This window comes from Citrobacter sp. wls708 (genome assembly GCF_005281255.1).
Classification (GTDB): Bacteria; Pseudomonadota; Gammaproteobacteria; order Enterobacterales; family Enterobacteriaceae; genus Citrobacter; species Citrobacter werkmanii.
Genome location: NZ_SZXE01000001.1, coordinates 91,672 through 108,020 on the forward strand (window position 1 = coordinate 91,672; position 16,349 = coordinate 108,020).

The 16,349-nt window shown below is 51.6% G+C and carries 18 protein-coding genes and 1 tRNA gene; 8 read left to right on the forward strand and 11 right to left on the reverse strand.

Going from position 1 to position 16,349, the window contains the following annotated elements:
- Positions 1–28: 28 nt before the first annotated feature.
- Complete coding sequence (gene mgsA, locus FDW97_RS00365; protein ID WP_038639442.1) at positions 29–487, reverse strand: methylglyoxal synthase; 459 nt, start codon at positions 485–487, stop codon at positions 29–31.
- Between the two features lie 93 nt (positions 488–580).
- On the reverse strand, positions 581–1,243 hold the full coding sequence (locus tag FDW97_RS00370) for a DUF2057 family protein (protein WP_137350473.1): 663 nt from the start codon (positions 1,241–1,243) through the stop codon (positions 581–583).
- A gap of 172 nt (positions 1,244–1,415) precedes the next feature.
- Here FDW97_RS00370 and FDW97_RS00375 point away from each other — a divergent pair, with 172 nt between their 5' ends.
- Positions 1,416–1,829 (forward strand): CoA-binding protein, encoded by a 414-nt coding sequence (locus tag FDW97_RS00375; RefSeq protein WP_006685217.1) that lies wholly within the window; start codon positions 1,416–1,418, stop codon positions 1,827–1,829.
- Between the two features lie 103 nt (positions 1,830–1,932).
- Here FDW97_RS00375 and hspQ read toward each other — a convergent pair whose 3' ends face one another.
- Together hspQ and rlmI are read right to left on the reverse strand one after the other, a co-directional pair.
- Positions 1,933–2,250: a heat shock protein HspQ gene (hspQ, locus tag FDW97_RS00380; RefSeq protein ID WP_038639447.1), complete on the reverse strand. Its 318-nt coding sequence runs from the start codon at positions 2,248–2,250 to the stop codon at positions 1,933–1,935.
- Positions 2,251–2,307: 57 nt separating this feature from the next.
- The gene (rlmI, locus tag FDW97_RS00385; protein WP_087857541.1) at positions 2,308–3,519 is read right to left on the reverse strand and encodes a 23S rRNA (cytosine(1962)-C(5))-methyltransferase RlmI; all 1,212 of its coding nucleotides are present in this window, start codon (positions 3,517–3,519) and stop codon (positions 2,308–2,310) included.
- 214 nt (positions 3,520–3,733) lie between these two features.
- On the opposite strand from rlmI, the gene FDW97_RS00390 reads away from it, so the two are divergent.
- The 3 genes from FDW97_RS00390 to yccX are packed head-to-tail and all read left to right on the forward strand — an operon-like array spanning position 3,734 to position 5,414.
- Complete coding sequence (locus FDW97_RS00390; RefSeq protein ID WP_085048592.1) at positions 3,734–4,285, forward strand: YbhB/YbcL family Raf kinase inhibitor-like protein; 552 nt, start codon at positions 3,734–3,736, stop codon at positions 4,283–4,285.
- Positions 4,286–4,298: 13 nt separating this feature from the next.
- Positions 4,299–5,087, forward strand: a complete 789-nt coding sequence (locus FDW97_RS00395; RefSeq protein ID WP_038639456.1) for an AraC family transcriptional regulator — start codon at positions 4,299–4,301, stop codon at positions 5,085–5,087.
- Between the two features lie 45 nt (positions 5,088–5,132).
- Complete coding sequence (yccX, locus tag FDW97_RS00400; RefSeq protein WP_038643100.1) at positions 5,133–5,414, forward strand: acylphosphatase; 282 nt, start codon at positions 5,133–5,135, stop codon at positions 5,412–5,414.
- On the opposite strand, the gene tusE is transcribed toward yccX, so the two are convergent.
- The 6 genes from tusE to FDW97_RS00430 form a co-directional block, all read right to left on the reverse strand.
- Complete coding sequence (tusE, locus tag FDW97_RS00405) at positions 5,411–5,740, reverse strand: sulfurtransferase TusE (protein ID WP_038639458.1); 330 nt, start codon at positions 5,738–5,740, stop codon at positions 5,411–5,413. The genes yccX and tusE overlap by 4 nt on opposite strands.
- 69 nt (positions 5,741–5,809) lie before the next feature.
- Positions 5,810–6,361 (reverse strand): LuxR C-terminal-related transcriptional regulator, encoded by a 552-nt coding sequence (locus FDW97_RS00410; protein WP_137350474.1) that lies wholly within the window; start codon positions 6,359–6,361, stop codon positions 5,810–5,812.
- Between the two features lie 10 nt (positions 6,362–6,371).
- Positions 6,372–7,529, reverse strand: a complete 1,158-nt coding sequence (locus tag FDW97_RS00415) for a CfaE/CblD family pilus tip adhesin (protein ID WP_137350475.1) — start codon at positions 7,527–7,529, stop codon at positions 6,372–6,374.
- Between the two features lies 1 nt (position 7,530).
- Positions 7,531–10,248: a TcfC E-set like domain-containing protein gene (locus FDW97_RS00420; protein ID WP_137350476.1), complete on the reverse strand. Its 2,718-nt coding sequence runs from the start codon at positions 10,246–10,248 to the stop codon at positions 7,531–7,533.
- Positions 10,249–10,320: 72 nt separating this feature from the next.
- Positions 10,321–10,827 (reverse strand): CS1 type fimbrial major subunit, encoded by a 507-nt coding sequence (locus tag FDW97_RS00425; RefSeq protein ID WP_069323274.1) that lies wholly within the window; start codon positions 10,825–10,827, stop codon positions 10,321–10,323.
- A 74-nt stretch (positions 10,828–10,901) separates the two neighbouring features.
- A complete protein-coding gene (locus FDW97_RS00430) occupies positions 10,902–11,645 on the reverse strand; it encodes a fimbrial protein (protein WP_069323275.1) in 744 nt (247 codons plus the stop codon).
- A 308-nt stretch (positions 11,646–11,953) separates the two neighbouring features.
- Here FDW97_RS00430 and FDW97_RS00435 point away from each other — a divergent pair, with 308 nt between their 5' ends.
- Complete coding sequence (locus FDW97_RS00435) at positions 11,954–12,709, forward strand: winged helix-turn-helix domain-containing protein (RefSeq protein WP_069323276.1); 756 nt, start codon at positions 11,954–11,956, stop codon at positions 12,707–12,709.
- Positions 12,706–13,182 carry a hypothetical protein gene (locus FDW97_RS00440; protein WP_038639481.1) on the forward strand — a complete coding sequence of 159 codons (477 nt, stop codon included), beginning with the start codon at positions 12,706–12,708 and terminating at the stop codon, positions 13,180–13,182. The genes FDW97_RS00435 and FDW97_RS00440 overlap by 4 nt, the downstream gene beginning before the upstream one ends.
- A gap of 56 nt (positions 13,183–13,238) precedes the next feature.
- Here the strand turns inward: FDW97_RS00440 and yccA are convergent, their stop codons facing one another.
- Entirely contained in the window at positions 13,239–13,898 is a 660-nt protein-coding gene (gene yccA / locus FDW97_RS00445) for an FtsH protease modulator YccA (protein WP_003035917.1), read from the reverse strand.
- 269 nt (positions 13,899–14,167) lie between these two features.
- On the opposite strand from yccA, the gene FDW97_RS00450 reads away from it, so the two are divergent.
- Positions 14,168–15,796, forward strand: coding sequence for an ABC transporter substrate-binding protein (locus tag FDW97_RS00450; RefSeq protein ID WP_137350477.1), 1,629 nt, complete (start codon positions 14,168–14,170; stop codon positions 15,794–15,796).
- A 142-nt stretch (positions 15,797–15,938) separates the two neighbouring features.
- Positions 15,939–16,026: transfer RNA gene (locus FDW97_RS00455), tRNA-Ser, on the forward strand.
- Positions 16,027–16,349 lie beyond the last annotated feature (323 nt).

The window sequence follows — 16,349 nt, forward strand, 5'->3', positions numbered from 1 at the left end:
CAGGCGGTAGTTGCCGCCTGCCTGGGCATTATTTGAGGCGTTCTGCCAGATAACGGGCGTAATCCGGGATCAGTATGTCCGTCTCATCGTTGAAGTTTGGCGACTGGATAATAAAATCTGCCGTCGACACGTTGGTGGCGACCGGAATGTTCCAGACTGTGGCAAGGCGCAGCAGAGCTTTGACATCAGGATCGTGGGGAACGGCGTTGAGCGGATCCCAGAAGAAGATCAGCACATCTATTTTCCCTTCTGAAATCAGCGCGCCCACCTGCTGGTCACCCCCCATTGGACCGCTCAGCATTGCGTTGACGTCCATTCCTGTCGCGCGTTGAATTAAGTTTCCTGTTGTTCCCGTGGCATACAGAACGTGTTTTTCCAGTAACGGCTGGTGGCGTTCCACCCAGCTCATCAACATATTTTTACAGTGATCGTGTGCCACCAGCGCAATATGCTTACGCGCTGGCAATGTGCGAGTCGTTAATTCCATAGTACAGCTCCCAAGTTAACCTTGTTACAGAGTACTGGAAGCACTTGACGCTGCAAGAGAAAGACAAAAAAAATGCGTCTGTGAACATAAATGTCATGAAGAAGGCTGTTTCTGGGCCCATTGCAGAAAGTTACTTCGCGTTTGGGCGTCGGCCTGCTCAAACCAAAATTTTAATCGTTGCTCGGTCAGCGTTTGCGACTGAGGCGGCACCCGATCCAGTTCAGACACCCCAGAAAGCAGCGAGCTGTCGTCGGCCATCATGGTGGCGAATTGTGGCAATGACGCAGGTTTAGCCGCTTTGTTATAGCGCTCAGTTTCCATTTCATAATCCACGATTTTCGCCGTGTTGGTGATTGACAGAATATCCAGCTTAACGGGGATGGGCATGGCGTCCCCATCCAGCAGTTCCACACGCGGTGCATCATCGAAATGTGATGCGTCCCGCTCATTGTTCAGACGCGGAAGGTGAAAATTAACCTGGCTGACGAGCTGGGTATCAAAGCTGATAACCAGCGGAGGGGAAATATACAGACGTTCTTCGTGGCTGGACAGGCGAAGGGTTTTTTCTACGCGAAATACAAGCTGGTGCCGACCATTTTCCAGCTCAATACTGTCGGCGCCACGCAGTAATGAGCTGGAGACTTTTTTTCCATCCAGCACCAGAAGATCAATTTCACTCGACAGACGCAAAGAGGTGGCAAAAACAGTTACCGGCAAACACAGAGCAATCAAGGCTGTCATAATGCCGGCTTTCATAGGTTTCTCCTGTCCAGAAAATATCTGCATCAGATGTATCTAATTTTTTCACTGGTCACGTTTACTAACATATAGACATATTTTTGAGTTTAGCTCTCATGCGCCAGTATGGGATGAATGGTTGCAAGGCCAGGTTTGTCGTACACTTTGTTAAACAGCCTGGAGGAAGACGATGAAAGAGACCGATATTGCTGGCATTTTGACATCTACCCGTACGATTGCACTGGTTGGTGCAAGCGATAAACCCGATCGTCCAAGCTATCGGGTAATGAAGTATTTACTCGATCAGGGCTATCACGTTATCCCCGTTTCGCCAAAAGTTGCCGGGAAAACGCTGTTGGGGCAGCAGGGGTACGCGACGCTGGCGGATGTGCCGGAGAAAGTGGATATGGTTGATGTCTTTCGTAATTCTGAAGCGGCGTGGGGCGTTGCTCAGGAGGCTATCGCCATCGGTGCGAAGACCTTATGGATGCAGCTTGGCGTAATTAACGAGCAGGCAGCCGTACTGGCACGTGACGCGGGGCTGGCGGTGGTTATGGATCGCTGTCCGGCGATTGAGATCCCGCGGCTGGGACTGGCGAAGTAAGGTTGTGTTATTGCCTTAGGCACGTTGCTTATCCGGCCCGTGTTGCTGGCCGGATGAGCAACATAAACCCGATAAGCGAATTGCCATCGGGCTTGTGTTCGCATCAATTACGCAGACGCGGAGCCTGAAGCTGTTTACGGATTGTTCGCGCCAGTTCATCCATCGACGGTTGCTCCGGATGTTCTTCCTGTAGCTCGCCACTCAGCTGTGCTTCGGCCAGATACGTATGCACCGGCAGACCATTATCGTCTTCCATCACCACGTGATACCAGGGAGCGGCGCGAAGTTCGTCGTTAACCGCCAGCTCATCGGCTGACGGTTCATCAAGCGAATATTCCGGGTCGATATCCACGACCACTCCGAGGTAACCTAACAGGGAATGGCGGACCTGCTGGCCGATACCGAATTTGCTGGCAATCATAGTCACCTCCCGGGAAATAGATACCCTCTATGTAGGGGTAATATTCCACTTTTCAAGTTACATGATGCGACAGGCAAACCCTTTCAGATACAGCCCTTCCGGGTAGGTAGCGATCACCGGGTGATCGGCGGCCTGACGGAACTGCTCTATAAATTGTACATCACGACCAGCATCTATTGCGGCATCAGCGATGATTTTCTGAAATAAATCGGTGGTCATCAGTCCGGAGCAGGAGAATGTCAGCAATACGCCGCCGGGGTTGAGCAACTGAATAGCCAGCATATTGATGTCCTTATAGCCGCGGCAGGCGCCCATTAACTGGCTTTTGTTTTCGACGAACTTCGGCGGATCCATCACAATGACATCAAATTTCTCACCGCGATCGCGGTAAGCGCGCAGCAGTTTGAATACGTCATCACGCACAAATTCGGCTTTGCTCAGATCCAGCTTGTTCAGTTCTACGTTCTGGCGGGCAATATCAAGCGCTTCCTGAGAGGTATCGACGCTGACCACCTGACGGCATCCGCCCATTAATGCCGAGACCGCAAAGCCGCCGGTATAAGAGAAACAGTTCAGAACCCGTTGATTTTCTACATAACGGCGCGTGGCCAGACGGCTGTCGCGTTGATCAAGGTAATAACCGGTTTTGTGACCGTGCTGAATATCAACCAGCAGCTTCATCCCGTGCTCTTCGATAGGCAGCAGGGCTGGCGGCAGTTCGCCCGTTACTGGCCCTTGGGTCAGCTCCATACCTTCTTTTTTACGCACGGCCACGTCGCTACGGTCATAAATAGCGCAGTCCGGGAACACAACTTGCAGAGCGCTAATCAGCGCGGCGCGTTGATATTCAGCACCGGCGCTGAGCAGTTGCAATACCAGAAAGTTGCCGAAGCGGTCAATGGTGATGCCCGGCAGACCATCGGATTCTCCTGCGATCAGACGATAGCTGTTCAACCCGTCTTTTTTCGCCAGCCAGTCGCGCCATGTTTGCGCCTGTTGCAGACGACGGGTGAAGAAATCAATATCGATGGATTCAGACTTGTCGAATGTCCAGACGCGGGCACGGATCTGCGACGCAGGTGAGTACGCGCCGCGTGCTAACCATTTACCCTGATGGTCAACAATATCGATGGTTTCACCGAGGTTGGCTTTACCTTCCATACGTGCGACAGCACCGGAAAATACCCACGGATGGCGGCGCAGTAATGATTTATCGCGCCCTTTGGCTAACACTAAACGAGGATAATGTGGAATTGTAGATTCAGTCATGCGGAGCAACCTCTCACAAACAGTGACGCGGGCTGGAGTAAAGTACCAACCTGAAACCATTAAAATAAAATGGCGCGTAGAGTAGCACAGATGATGAGGTCAATCATCAGCGTATGGCGCTGGGCGTTTCGGCACAAAACGCTATCACAGAGGCACAGTTTCTTTTATACCCACCGTTTACATTGCTATTTCTTAATCAGAAAAAGGAAATGTAATGAAAGCTGTCTACTCTCTGGCTACCGCCGCTATTGTCGCGTTGAGTTTTGATGCCTCTGCCGCCTCGACATTTCGCCTCAGCAGCGCCGATATACCCGCTAACCTGCAATTAACGCAAAAACAAGTGTTTAAGGGGTTTGGCTGCAGTGGCGACAATATTTCCCCGCAGCTGAGCTGGCAAAATCCGCCAGTTGATGCCAAAAGCTTTGCCATTACGCTGTTTGATCCTGATGCGCCAACGGGAAGCGGCTGGTGGCACTGGACCATCGTAAATATTCCGGCTCAGGTCCACACGCTTCCTGGCGGAGCCAGCATGGATAAGTTACCCGCTGGAGCAGTTCAGGGACGCAATGATTTCGGTTATGCTGGATTCGGCGGCGCCTGTCCACCACCGGGCGATAAACCTCATCGCTATCAGTTTACCGTGTGGGCGTTAAATACCGATGCGTTGCCAATTGACAGTAACGCCAGCGGTGCGCTGGTCGGTTTTATGCTGAACAGCCATGTGATTGCCAAAGCGGAATTAACCGCCACTTACGCAAGAAAATAAAGAGGATACACTGGTGCAGGATGTCCATTTTCGCCATAACAACCTTACCACCGCCGAGGTGCGTTCCGGCCATCTGCACCGCCTGCACCAGGTTAAACTGTTTTCTGCTGCTATTTGCCATATTACGCAGGGAAGTAAGGTCATTATTCAGGATGACAATCGTCTGGTTGCAGGGCCGGGTGAGCTGATTATCATCCCGGCGAATACGCCTCTGGAGATTATTAATCAGCCGGAGCAGGGAGCATTTCGTTCGGATTTGCTGTTGCTGTCGGCGAGCATCATTAGCACGTTTAAAAATAACTGGGTCAAGGATTTCCCTCCGGCAAAATTGACGTCGCTATGCACGCCCATGAGTAACGGACTGGCATTTATGTGGGAAAGCCTGCTGGACGCTGTACGCCAGGACTTACCTGCAAAATTGCAGGAGCATCAGGCGATGGGATTATTGCTGGCGCTACTGCATGATGGTGTGGCGGGGCCTCTGCTTATCGAGCGACGGTTTAATCTGACTGAACAGGTGCGACAACTTATTATGTTATCCCCTGCTAAGCTATGGACAGCTCAGGAGATTGCCGGTCACTTGTCCATCGGTACTTCAACATTACGCCGACGATTACAGATGGAATCGCAGAGTTACCGGCAGATAGTCGAAGAGGTGCGCATGTCCTGTGCGCTCTCTCAACTACAATCGACCACGCTGCCGATTGGCGAAATTGCGTTACGCTGTGGCTATCTGTCAGGCTCACGATTTACCGCAAGATTCCGCCAGCATTACGGATGCCTGCCGAAACAGGTGCGCTGAGGCCTTGTAACTGTTCCTTCATTTATGTTGATTAGGAGAACCGCAATGTCGAAAGTCTGCATAATCGCCTGGGTCTATGGTCGGGTTCAGGGGGTAGGATTTCGCTACACCACGCAGCATGAAGCGCAACGACTGGGATTGACCGGATACGCTAAAAATATGGATGATGGCAGCGTAGAGGTTGTCGCCTGCGGCGAAAGCGATCGGGTGGAACAGCTAATGAAGTGGTTAAAAGCCGGAGGCCCGAGCAGCGCCAGGGTAGAACGGGTTCTAAGTGAACCACACCGCCCTGGCGACGAGCTAAAGGGATTTAGTATCCGCTATTAAATACATTTGACCGGTTTCGGCAGGCCGGCAATTTTAGTCGCCTGCTTGGCCGGACCTTTTGGGAACAGACGGTAAAGATAACGGCTGTTGCCTTTCTCTTCGCCAAACTTGTTGGCCATCGCTTTTACCAGCATGCGGATAGCGGGGGAAGTATTAAACTCCAGATAAAACTCGCGTACGAAACGCACCACTTCCCAGTGTTCAGGGGAGAGGTCGATACCTTCGTTTTCGGCGATTTTCTCCGCCAGCGGCTCGCTCCACAGCGTGGTATCTTTCAGATAGCCTTCGCTATCGGTCTCAATTTCCTGGCCTGCAAAAATGAACATAGTGCTCTGTCGATAAAGTAAAAACCGTCCCTAGTCTAGCAAATAAGGGGCGGCGTGAGAAACCTTGCCCTACAGAAGAAGCTGTAGCAGATTGTTGGCATTAAGCTTCTTCAGCGCGTTACATTTATACGTCGATACCTGCTTTTCGCTAATCTGCGTCATATGTGCAACATGTTTTACCGATTGTCCGTTAACCAGCCTGTCGAGAACATTGAACTCCATGCCTGTCAGACAACAGTTCAGGCTGCGTACCCGACGGGGCTCTTTTGCGAACATATACGCCGCATCCACGACGGCAAGTCGGTCATCAATGATATACAAGGTCAGCGTGGTAAAACGCTTTCGCAAATGCGTTGCCAGTGCCCAGCCTTTTTCATTGCACACCAGATAAACGGTTCCCTCCCAGCACCTGACCTCCAGTTGCAGCAGAATGTCGACCAGCGCCAGATGCGTTCTCGTGACGGAAAAGCGGCAACGTACAACGAGGGTGTCGCAGGCCAGCAGCGAACGACGCCACTTTACCGTGCCGCACTTCACCTGAGTCGGCGCGTTACGACGCAGAAGGGCATAGCGCAACCCTTCGGCATAAAAACGATTATTATCAAGAATGACGTAATTCACGGCGGCCTCTTTATAACGTACTGGGCGTGTAAATAATGCGTAGCGTACCGGTGTAATCCCCGGCATTTTTGCTGCTGGCGGCAAAGGCAGGCGTTTTCAGGATAATAGGGGCGGGTACGCACAGTACGCCCTCGCGCCCGCCGGGCAGCACGACCTGACGCAGATACTGTGGATCGTTGGTGCCTTGCCAGACCACGGTTTTACCGTTAGCGACAGTTTCGGTTGCGCCAGTGATGGGATTGGTGACAAAGACCTGATAGTCGAGACGATCCCGCGCATCGGTCTGACTTCCGCCACGTCGCCGGATTGAAAACGCGCCTTCGGTACGGCCAGAAGCGTTGAGCTCGTTGTCCTCAAACCGCAGATAAGTGCGAGTGCTGGTACTGTTTTTTCCGTCGTACAAGCACATATCCAGCGTGTTTTCCCCCTGGATCTCGCTGCCGCCGGGCCGCCCCGGGAAGTTGGTCAGGTTGAGGTTAACGATAGGCGTTGAGTGTGGAAATGCGGGCAGATAAATCTGCTGATTACCCGGATCGACCACCTCAATGCGAATATTTGCCTGCCAGTTGGCGATGGTGAGATAGCCAGGACATCCGACATTCACGTCATTGTAGTCGCCGCTACAGTCGGCGCTCCCCCATTGACGCAGGTTCTGCTTCAGCGTGGCGGTCCAGATACCCGGTAGAGTGAGCTTATCCAGTTCGCTTTTCACAATATAGAAATCGAAATAGGGCTCTCTGTTCCATTCCGCAATAACTTTTGTCCCTCCCGCGACAAAACTGGCAAAGGTAAAGACTTTGTTACTGATAAACAGGTAGTGATCGCCATACACCTTGATATCTACCGTTTTGCGGGTAAGGGCATGTGTAAAACGTAAATTGATGGCATAAGGCGCGGCCGGGTTCGCCGAGAACCACACCGGGGCGGTCATACAGGCGCCATAGGTGGTATCGGTACGGGATAAGCAGGTCAAGGTATTGCGTCCCCACTTTTGCGGATCGGCGGCATCATAGCCACTTGGTTCATGAAGCCAGATATCGAAACGCGCGGGTGGTGCCATGCGATCGTAGCTTATACCGACGCTGGAGTTTCTTCCGGCCGGGGCGCCGGCCAGCGTCTGGCCAGCCCACAGGAGCAGGAAAAGTAAAATAATAAGGCTTTTGTTCACATCATTTCCCTTTAGTGAGGTTGTCTGCGTTCATGGCAGTCGGGCCGGTCGGCACGCTACGTCCGGCGAGCATTAGCTGCGCCTGTTGCTGGACCGTATCCGGCAGGGCAGAGAAGGTTAATTCCCGGCAAGGGATCGACCCGACATAACGCACGACGTCGCGCATACTCTTCACGTTTAGCGCGCACTGATAAAACTGCTGCTGACGCACCAGGTAGAGGTTATGCAGCAGAGCGTCGCTTTGGGCGCTAAACCCGCCGTTGCCAAGGTCGCTCCAGCCGTTTACGTTCAGGGGCACGCCGCCAATAAACGGCGAATGTTGTTCGTCGGTTAACTGGCCGAGCCATGTGTAGCTTGCGGTGGTTTGCACGTGCCGACGGAGCAGTTTGCCTGGCACCATAAACAATGTTCTGCTGCCGGAACCTTGTGTGATTTCACTGCTGGCACCTCGGGAGACATCCAGCGATTCGTTAATCGTCAACGTCGTCTGCTGATAGCCAGGCACGGCGAAGAGGGCGCGGCTATTGCCTGGGATATCTGCGCTGCCGCCGTTATCCAGCGACACAGCGACGCGCGGATCCTGGGAATCTTCCGGCGTGGCAACGTTAACCGCGATGGCTGAAGCAGGGCGTCCGTCGCTCCAACGGCCCAGCCACAGGCCAGAGCGAGATAGCGCGAGCGTTGAACTGTAATTGCCGCTGCTGCTCAACGTATGACGCCCATCCTGACGATCCCAGGCGTCGCTGACGGTCAGACTACCGTTGCCATAGCGTCCGCCCTGGCGCGTATAGGCAGAGGCATTGAGCGAATCGCTGTTAATGCCTGACGCGCTCAGTCCATACTCATTTTCACCACGTGCATCGGCATACCAGTTGTGCGCCACGTTGTAGCTCAGCTGGTTTTTTTCATGCTGCTGGTGCTGCCACGTCGCGCCCAGAGAGGTATAACTCGTCGCATCGCCCTGGCGGTTATGCGCCATTGACAGGCTTACGCTCAGGTAGCCACCTTTATCCCTACCTGCGCGGGAGTCATCGTTTCGCATGAAAAGGTTAATGCTGCTGTTGATGTTCAGGCCGCGAGCGTTAAAAGCTGTACTTAAGCCGCCCTGCCAGGCCCGCGTGCGCGAGCGGGTCATATAAACCGGCTCCCATGGCAAGCCCGCATCGTGGCGATCGTCACTGTCCGGGAGTTCCCGACGAGCAACGTAACGTCCTTCGTTGCGGTTATCTGAATACCCCAGACTCGCGTACCAGGTGCCGACAGGGACGGAGAACATGACCGACAGGCTTCGGTAACAGCCATTCACGGCGTCAAACCCTGCGCTTCGGGTATTGCAGTTTTCTGCTGATAACGCGTTGCGATAGAAGCTCAGTGAAAAACCGTCGTTATAGCTAATTTGCTGAATATTGCCGCGTTGACCTTTGCTGCCGTATAGGTAGCTAAAGCGGGTACTTAGCACGCCATCGATCGGGCCGGTGTTGAAACCACGGCTCCAGTCGAGCGCATTTTCCAGAAAACGCTGGTTTTTTTTTATTGTTGCGCCGCTGGTCAGCGCCAGCGTCGGAGTGACAGGCAGGCGGATGCCCGCTTGCGCGACCGCGCTGCGTTCGTCGTTTTGATCGTTATTGTCAGTTTCGCCTGCCTGCAGGAACCACTCGACGCGATCGAAAGGTGTAATGCCGGTTCGGGTAAACGGTACCTGCTCGGTGCGCGTCAGCCGGTTATTTTCATAGACGGACAACGTCACGGTATAGCTCCCGTCCGGGAACGAACGGGTGTCCAGGGTTTGCGCCCCGGCATTCAGATAAAAACTGGCCAGCAGTTGATTACCCCGGCGGGCGTCGATACGCGCATCATGAGAAAGCAATACGGTGATAGGCGTACCCTTTGACTGCTGAACCGGATTGATCCATGCCCTTGTTGAGCCTGTGCGCAAGCCGCGAATTTTACCCAGCGGCAGTTGGCTGAGATTGATATTCCCGCCGGCATTGCTGAACAGATCGCGAGTGTCCATCTCGCCCAACTGAACATAGTATTGGCGCCAGATATCCTGACGAAACCAGGCATTGTTGACGGTTATCTCCTGTTGCTGCTGGTGCTTCGAACGTTGCCCCATCCAGGTCCAGTCGAGGTTAAAGTAGCCGTCCTGGGTGAGTGCCAGCGCGCCATTGCCCTGAACGGTGGCTGACTGGTAATCCCTGTCGGCAACAAAATTGATATTCTGCTGATGGATTAACGCATTCTCGGTGTCCTGCGTGGGCTGATACCACTGGCTTTCAGTGGTTTGTTTAGGCAGAAATTTCTTGTCGAAAAAAAGATTAATGCGGGCGTTATTTTCATCATAGATAATGGCCGCGCGCTGGGTATCAAGGTAATCGCACCCCGTTGCGGAGCCATTGCTGCTGCATGCCAGATTGCCGTTACGGGCCAGTGGAACGGCCAGGGCTGCAGACACGGTGGCAATGAGGGCAGGATCGTCATTAAACTGCCGTTTGATGGCCGTGACCACGGTTTCAGGCGCGACAAAACTTACTGTTTCAAGCGTGATATCCGTTTCAAAAAGGCCAAGCGACTCGCCATAGAGATTGACTTCTGTCCACAGGCGCTGTGTTTTCGCCAGATCTTCAAAACCTGCCGGGACGGCCATCTCTGCGCAGGCGAGTTGGATGGATGCGGGTAACAAAGCAACTAAGAGGAGAGTATTTCTGTGAAACGCCATGACCGAGCCTCGACATCATCCTGACGTCAGAGGGTGGGCACCCTCTGACGTTATTCCTTAGGTACTGTGGTGTTACGCACCGCCTTCCGTGGTTGTCGCCTGCGTCAGCATCAGGCTGACAACGCCGCTGTACTGACCGGTTTTCAGAATGCCTTTGGTGGTTTGCGAAATGGTCAGCGGCAGTACTGCGGAACCGTTTTCAATGCTGCCAGGGAACAGTTCAGTTCCGGTAAATTCAGCATCGGTGGTAGACAGTGTTTTATCACCCAGAATGACCGTCATCGGTACAATCTGGTCACCATCCGTGTTGGTGAGTTTTGCCGCACTAACGAGGCGCACTTTGACGTTGCTGGTGGCGGAGTTAGACCACACCTTGGTGTTAAGACGGTAGCTTTCCAGACCACGACCAGGCAGGTACTGCATGTCGATGCTGGCCGGCAGCGGCGTGTTATCGGCCTGGGTCATATCCAACTGTGAGTCAACGCTGGCGTTAACGGTAATATCTTTTTGAATTGCCAGCGCGCTAAAGGACGAGGTCATCGCGGCAACGATCATCAGAGGTTTAATATACTTACGCATTGATATCTCCATATTTACAAATGAGCACCTTGGCTCTTTCAACGAACTACGTGGGTTTTTACTGTGATGTCGTGTTATTGCACGACGGGTAAGTCAGCTTCTTCAGCGGTTTTATTTACCCAGTTGAAGTAGCGGAATTTATATTTCTGGCCATGGCTCATTGTGAGTGTTTTTAATTTCCGTTCAGTATCCGGATAAATCGTCGCGTCTTCTTTTATCCATTTACACGATGAATTTGCATCACAAATACCAATCTCTCTGAGCGGTACACGCAGCGTGCCATTGTTTTTTAACGTCCCGCGGCGAGGGTCGAACGACAGTGAAATTACGTTTTCTTCTGGAGCAATATGGACCAGTGCGCCCCAAATCACGTTGACGCCCAATGTCGCCATCGCGGCAGGGCTTTCTGCCTTGCCCGGAATAATGCTGTCTGGTTGTTTTACCCCTTCAAAATAGACGCGCCAGGTGGTCTCTTTTTTCGGAGGCATAAGTGATACCAGACGAACTACGCGCATCGCGCCGGCCGCGAGGGCAAATTTTTCGGGCGTAACCACCACGCCATCTTCTTTCCATGACGCCACGTCAATTTCTTTTTCCTGAGCTGTGCCGGGATTAAGAATTTTCTTTTGCCTCACCCGAATGAACTGAATATCATCCGTTTTTGAAGCCACCTTAATTTGCGCCGCACCGGAACTGTCTACATTCAGTTCCATGGGATACACGCTCATATTGGCCATTGTCATTTCTGAGAAAAATGGCAATGACAGCGCGGCGACATAAAAGGCGGTTGTCATGCTCACTCTTTTTTTCTGTTTCACAATCAGTCTGCCTGCTCTGAGTTTAAAGGCGGCGCGTTAACACCAGGACACCGTCTGCTTTCGTATCGCTTCAGGGCAGGGAAACTTTAACCAGAACAGCGGTTTGTGAAAATTTGTATTAGTTAACTCGTTATATACAGTTTTTTATCCTGCTTTTTTGGCTTTAAGGTTGTATAGTTAAGCGAAAATACCGCGACCAAGGATGGGAAGAAAATTCCTTCTGATGAAAAAACAAGCAGATCAGGAGGTGGTTTTCATGTCGATGTACCAGGGAATAAAAAGCATGCGGTTACAGCCGAGAATAAAAGATGTTTTTTATATGCAATAATTCGTTGTTATTTGATCCTGAAGCACATGCAATAAGCCTTGTTGGACAACCTGAGACTGTATTAACACTTTCGGCGCCAGCCGTTCGTCTTTTACAGGAATTTATTAAACACCGAGGACGCGACCTGAGCCGGGAGGAATTGATCACTCGCGTATGGGAAGAGTTTGGCTTTACGCCATCCGGAAATAATCTTAATAAAGCGGTAAGCGAACTGCGTAAAAGCTTCCAGTCTCTGGGAGAGGGGCACGAATTTATTGTCACTGTCCCGCGCTATGGATTCCGTTTTGATGCCGATGTGATTTTTCAGCCTGATGAGAACATTCAAACCGCTGAGCCGCAATCCCCTTCCATGCAACCAGACATACAGCCCCGGCGCACTTACCTGAAAAGGTGGTTGATTATAGCGACATTGATCGTCGCAGCGTTGGGGGCGGGCATTTACCTTAGCCGCCCGCAGGAGATAACCGTTCCGGCGAAATTAAAGCCGGTCGAGGAAAAAATCGCACGTTGTAGTGTCTGGATTATCAACGATCATGGACGACCGTTAGTGCTCTCGAAATTAGCCGAGCGACTGGAGGCCAATAACGTGGCTTGTGAGCGCGAGGAGTACGATATTTATTATTTCAGCGCTCGTTTTTCGCTCGCCACTGCCGATGAAATGTTCATTGGTGCCTGCCCGGTCAGTAAAACCAGCCTGTGCAAGACTATTCGCTATAAAAGTGGGGCCGAAAAATGAAAATAAGGCTTCTTTTTGGATTGGGCGGTGCTGTGGTTGGCGGCGCGCTGGCGCTGTTTTACTATTGCGGCGCGGTCGGCAAAAGTGATGTGCTGGCCTGCAGCACTGAATTTAACTTTACGCGCAATGAGGGAAAAACAAGTGAAGTGAAGGTCAATACCATTGCCCAGTTCTATTTTCATCGGGACGGTACAGGCTTGACCACCTACAAAGGTGCGGCAAGAGCTGGGGGGCAAAATTTGATTATTGACAGGGATGTAGACTTTACGTGGGAGCGGCGGGACGATGACAACGTCATTGTATTGAGTTACACCAAAACCTGGCGTCGACACAATGACAATACCCCCGATGCCCAGTGGGGAAGCTTCGCCTGGCCGACCGCTCGCTACTACCTGACGATTTCTGAACTTTCACCCGCCGTGTGGCTGATTCAGGACCGGCGTTATCCTACCTATATCTGCCGGAGTGAATAAGGTATAAAAAAAGAGAATGCCATTGGCATTCTCTTTTTTCGTATCAGTGATGCTGCTTAATCGCGGCTGGCGAAGCCCAGAATGCTCAGCAGGCTGACGAAGATATTGTACAGCGAAACGTACAGGCTAACAGTGGCGCGGATGTAGTTGGTTTCACCGCCACGGATGATATTGCTGGTTTCAAACAGGATTGCGCCTGAAGAAATCAGAATAAACACCGCGCTGATCGCCAGATGCAGTGCCGGCAGTTGCAGGAAGATATTCGCAACCATACCGATCAGCACAACCACGATACCTGCCATCAGCATCCCGCCGAGGAAGGACATATCTTTCCGTGTGGTCAGCACATACGCAGAGCAACTGAAGAAGACCAGCGCCGTACCACCCAGCGCCATGCCGATAACGTCACCCATACCTGCAGACAGGTAGGTATTCAGAATTGGCCCCAGAATGTAGCCCAGGAAGCCGGTAAAAGCGAAAGCTGACAGAATACCAACGGGTTTATCCGCCGTTTTATAGGTCAGGAACATCAGACCATACATACCCACCAGCGTCAGGATCAGTCCCGGAGAAGGCAGCATCAGCACCGTACTGGCGGTCGCGGTGATCGCCGAAAACGCCAGCGTCAGGCTGAGCAGGAAATAGGTGTTACGCAGCACCTTATGTGTGCTGAGTAGCGATGTACGATCGCGCGAAGAACTAATAATACGATCCATGAGTCACTCTCTTATGACAGATGTAATTAATGATGAAGGATAATGAAATCAAGGGGAATGACACAGCGGTTTTACCCATCTTTACGCAGTTTAACCCGCCAGGCTTAAGCATATTATTTCAGCAAAAGCTCCCGAATCAGATGTTAGCACTGTATGTGTAAAAATGCCTGTTAGATATCGGCCAGGTTACTGAAAAATATTGCGTAATTCCCGTTTCTCTCTGACAGTGACAGCGGTGTCATCATAAACAGAGCAATAAGGTAAAGGGAATGACTCAAGATAAAACGAAGAGATTTACATTTACGCTGTTGACTGTCTGTTTGATGTCGGTAAACGGCGCGGCGAGGGCTGCAAATGTTCCGGCAGGAACAGTACTTGCAGAAAAACAGGAACTGGTCAGAAACAACGGCAGCGAACCGGCGTCGTTGGATCCGCATAAAGTCGAAAGCAACGTGGAGTTTAATTTAATCAGCGATATGTTCGACGGACTGGTAGCGGTTAAGCCGGATGGGTCTATTGAACCCCGTCTTGCCGCCTCCTGGGAGAATAAAGGTAACACCGTCTGGACCTTTCATTTACGTCCGGGCATAACCTGGTCGGATGGATCGGCTATCACCGCACAGGATGTCGTCTGGAGCTGGCAGCGCCTGGTCTCGCCGCAAACGGCTTCACCATATGCCTCGTATCTGGGCAATATGCACGTGGCGAACGCGGTCGATATTGCTCAGGGTAACAAAGATCCCGCTACGCTAGGGGTCAAGGCCCTGGATGATACCACGCTGGAAATTACCTTAACGCAACCGACAGCGGCATTTTTGGCGATGCTGGCGCACCCGTCGTTGGTCCCGCTCGATAAAGTGCTGATTGGCCGTTTTGGCGATAAGTGGACCCGCCCAGAGCATATTGTCAGCAGCGGAGCGTACAAATTATCGCAGTGGGTGGTCAATGAGCGCATCGTTGCCGAGCGTAACCCGCATTACTGGGACGATCGGCACACGGTCATTAATAAAGTCACTTACCTGCCCATTAGTTCAGAGTCTGCTGACGTGAACCGCTATAAGGCGGGTGAGATTGACATTGTGTATAGCGTACCGGTCAATCAGTTTGCACAGTTGAAAAAGACCATGGGCGATGAACTCCATGTCTCGCCTCAGCTTTCAACCTATTACTATCAGTTCAATACGACCAGAGCGCCCTTTAATGACCCGCGCGTGCGTCGGGCGCTGAATATGGCGTTGGATAAAGACATCATTGCGCAAAAGGTGATGGGCCAGGGGCAACGTGCGGCGTGGGTTATCAGCCAGCCTGAAATAGGTGGGGTACAACTGCATGCGCCAGAGTATGCGTCGTGGCCACTCGACAAACGCATTGCTGAAGCTAAAAAACTGCTCACGGAGGCCGGGTATGGTCCTGACCATCCGCTGAGCTTAAATCTGCTCTACAACACCTTCGAAACGCACCAGCGTATTGCGATTGCCGCATCGTCAATGTGGAAGAAAAATCTTGGCGTTGAGGTGAAGCTGCAAAATCAGGAATGGAAAACCATGCTGGATACTATGCACACCGGTAATTTTGACATTGTGCGCTATGCGTGGATAGCCGACTATGACGATGCCTCTAGTTTCCTCAATATTTTCCGCACCGGGGACAGTGAGAATACCACCGGGTACAGTAGCCCCGCCTTTGATGAAGCGATGCATAATGCAGCGAAAGCAAGTTCACTGGAAGAGCGAGGTAAAGACTACCAGCAGGCTGAAGATCTGTTAGGTGAGGATGTACCTGCTATTCCGATTTATCACTATGTTCGCACTCATCTGGTGAAGCCGTGGGTAGGAGGATTTGCGCCGGATAACCGCGGAAATTACTACACCAAAGATATGTACATCAAAAAACATTAAGCGTGGTAGCCGCTATTTGTGCTGAATAAATGGCCAATTTGTTTTTATTTCAGTCGATTAACACTATTTTGGCTGTTTTTCAGGCAAACGAACACATTGGTACTTTACAGGTCCGTTCGGGATGTTTATAGTGCGCCTCATTGGAAGCGTGGCCGAGCGGTTGAAGGCACCGGTCTTGAAAACCGGCGACCCGAAAGGGTTCTAGAGTTCGAATCTCTACGCTTCCGCCAAACATGAAAAGGGGTTGCCGAAATTCTGGGTGCATATTACATCAACACCTCATCAGCGGTCATACAAGCGGTAGCTTTCCGGACAACTTGGGCTACCTATTGCATTGGTAGCCCTGTCTATTCTTCTGAACTGATCTATATCAATTTTATCTGGATAATCTTTAGCATCCTTTCTGCTGGGTTAAATTGATTTGATGAATGCATTTCCCTCTTTAAATCAACATATTAAATTATACTATCTCCATTTTGTTACCAGTAACCCTCTGTTTTTCTCATAAAAAGCAACATTTCCTATCCTTGCGTTAACAAAATAAGGCGATTAT

Excerpts from the sequence above, each read along its gene's own strand:
- FDW97_RS00435 (WP_069323276.1), top strand. The coding sequence starts at position 11,954 with ATGTTTTTTATATGCAATAATTCGTTGTTATTTGATCCTGAAGCACAT.
- FDW97_RS00375 (WP_006685217.1), top strand. The coding sequence starts at position 1,416 with ATGAAAGAGACCGATATTGCTGGCATTTTGACATCTACCCGTACGATT.
- rlmI (WP_087857541.1), bottom strand. The coding sequence starts at position 3,519 with ATGACTGAATCTACAATTCCACATTATCCTCGTTTAGTGTTAGCCAAA.
- tusE (WP_038639458.1), bottom strand. The coding sequence starts at position 5,740 with ATGTTCATTTTTGCAGGCCAGGAAATTGAGACCGATAGCGAAGGCTAT.
- yccA (WP_003035917.1), bottom strand. The coding sequence starts at position 13,898 with ATGGATCGTATTATTAGTTCTTCGCGCGATCGTACATCGCTACTCAGC.
- hspQ (WP_038639447.1), bottom strand. The coding sequence starts at position 2,250 with ATGATTGCCAGCAAATTCGGTATCGGCCAGCAGGTCCGCCATTCCCTG.
- FDW97_RS00390 (WP_085048592.1), top strand. The coding sequence starts at position 3,734 with ATGAAAGCTGTCTACTCTCTGGCTACCGCCGCTATTGTCGCGTTGAGT.
- FDW97_RS00420 (WP_137350476.1), bottom strand. The coding sequence starts at position 10,248 with ATGGCGTTTCACAGAAATACTCTCCTCTTAGTTGCTTTGTTACCCGCA.
- mgsA (WP_038639442.1), bottom strand. The coding sequence starts at position 487 with ATGGAATTAACGACTCGCACATTGCCAGCGCGTAAGCATATTGCGCTG.
- FDW97_RS00450 (WP_137350477.1), top strand. The coding sequence starts at position 14,168 with ATGACTCAAGATAAAACGAAGAGATTTACATTTACGCTGTTGACTGTC.
- FDW97_RS00425 (WP_069323274.1), bottom strand. The coding sequence starts at position 10,827 with ATGCGTAAGTATATTAAACCTCTGATGATCGTTGCCGCGATGACCTCG.
- FDW97_RS00370 (WP_137350473.1), bottom strand. The coding sequence starts at position 1,243 with ATGAAAGCCGGCATTATGACAGCCTTGATTGCTCTGTGTTTGCCGGTA.
- yccX (WP_038643100.1), top strand. The coding sequence starts at position 5,133 with ATGTCGAAAGTCTGCATAATCGCCTGGGTCTATGGTCGGGTTCAGGGG.
- FDW97_RS00440 (WP_038639481.1), top strand. The coding sequence starts at position 12,706 with ATGAAAATAAGGCTTCTTTTTGGATTGGGCGGTGCTGTGGTTGGCGGC.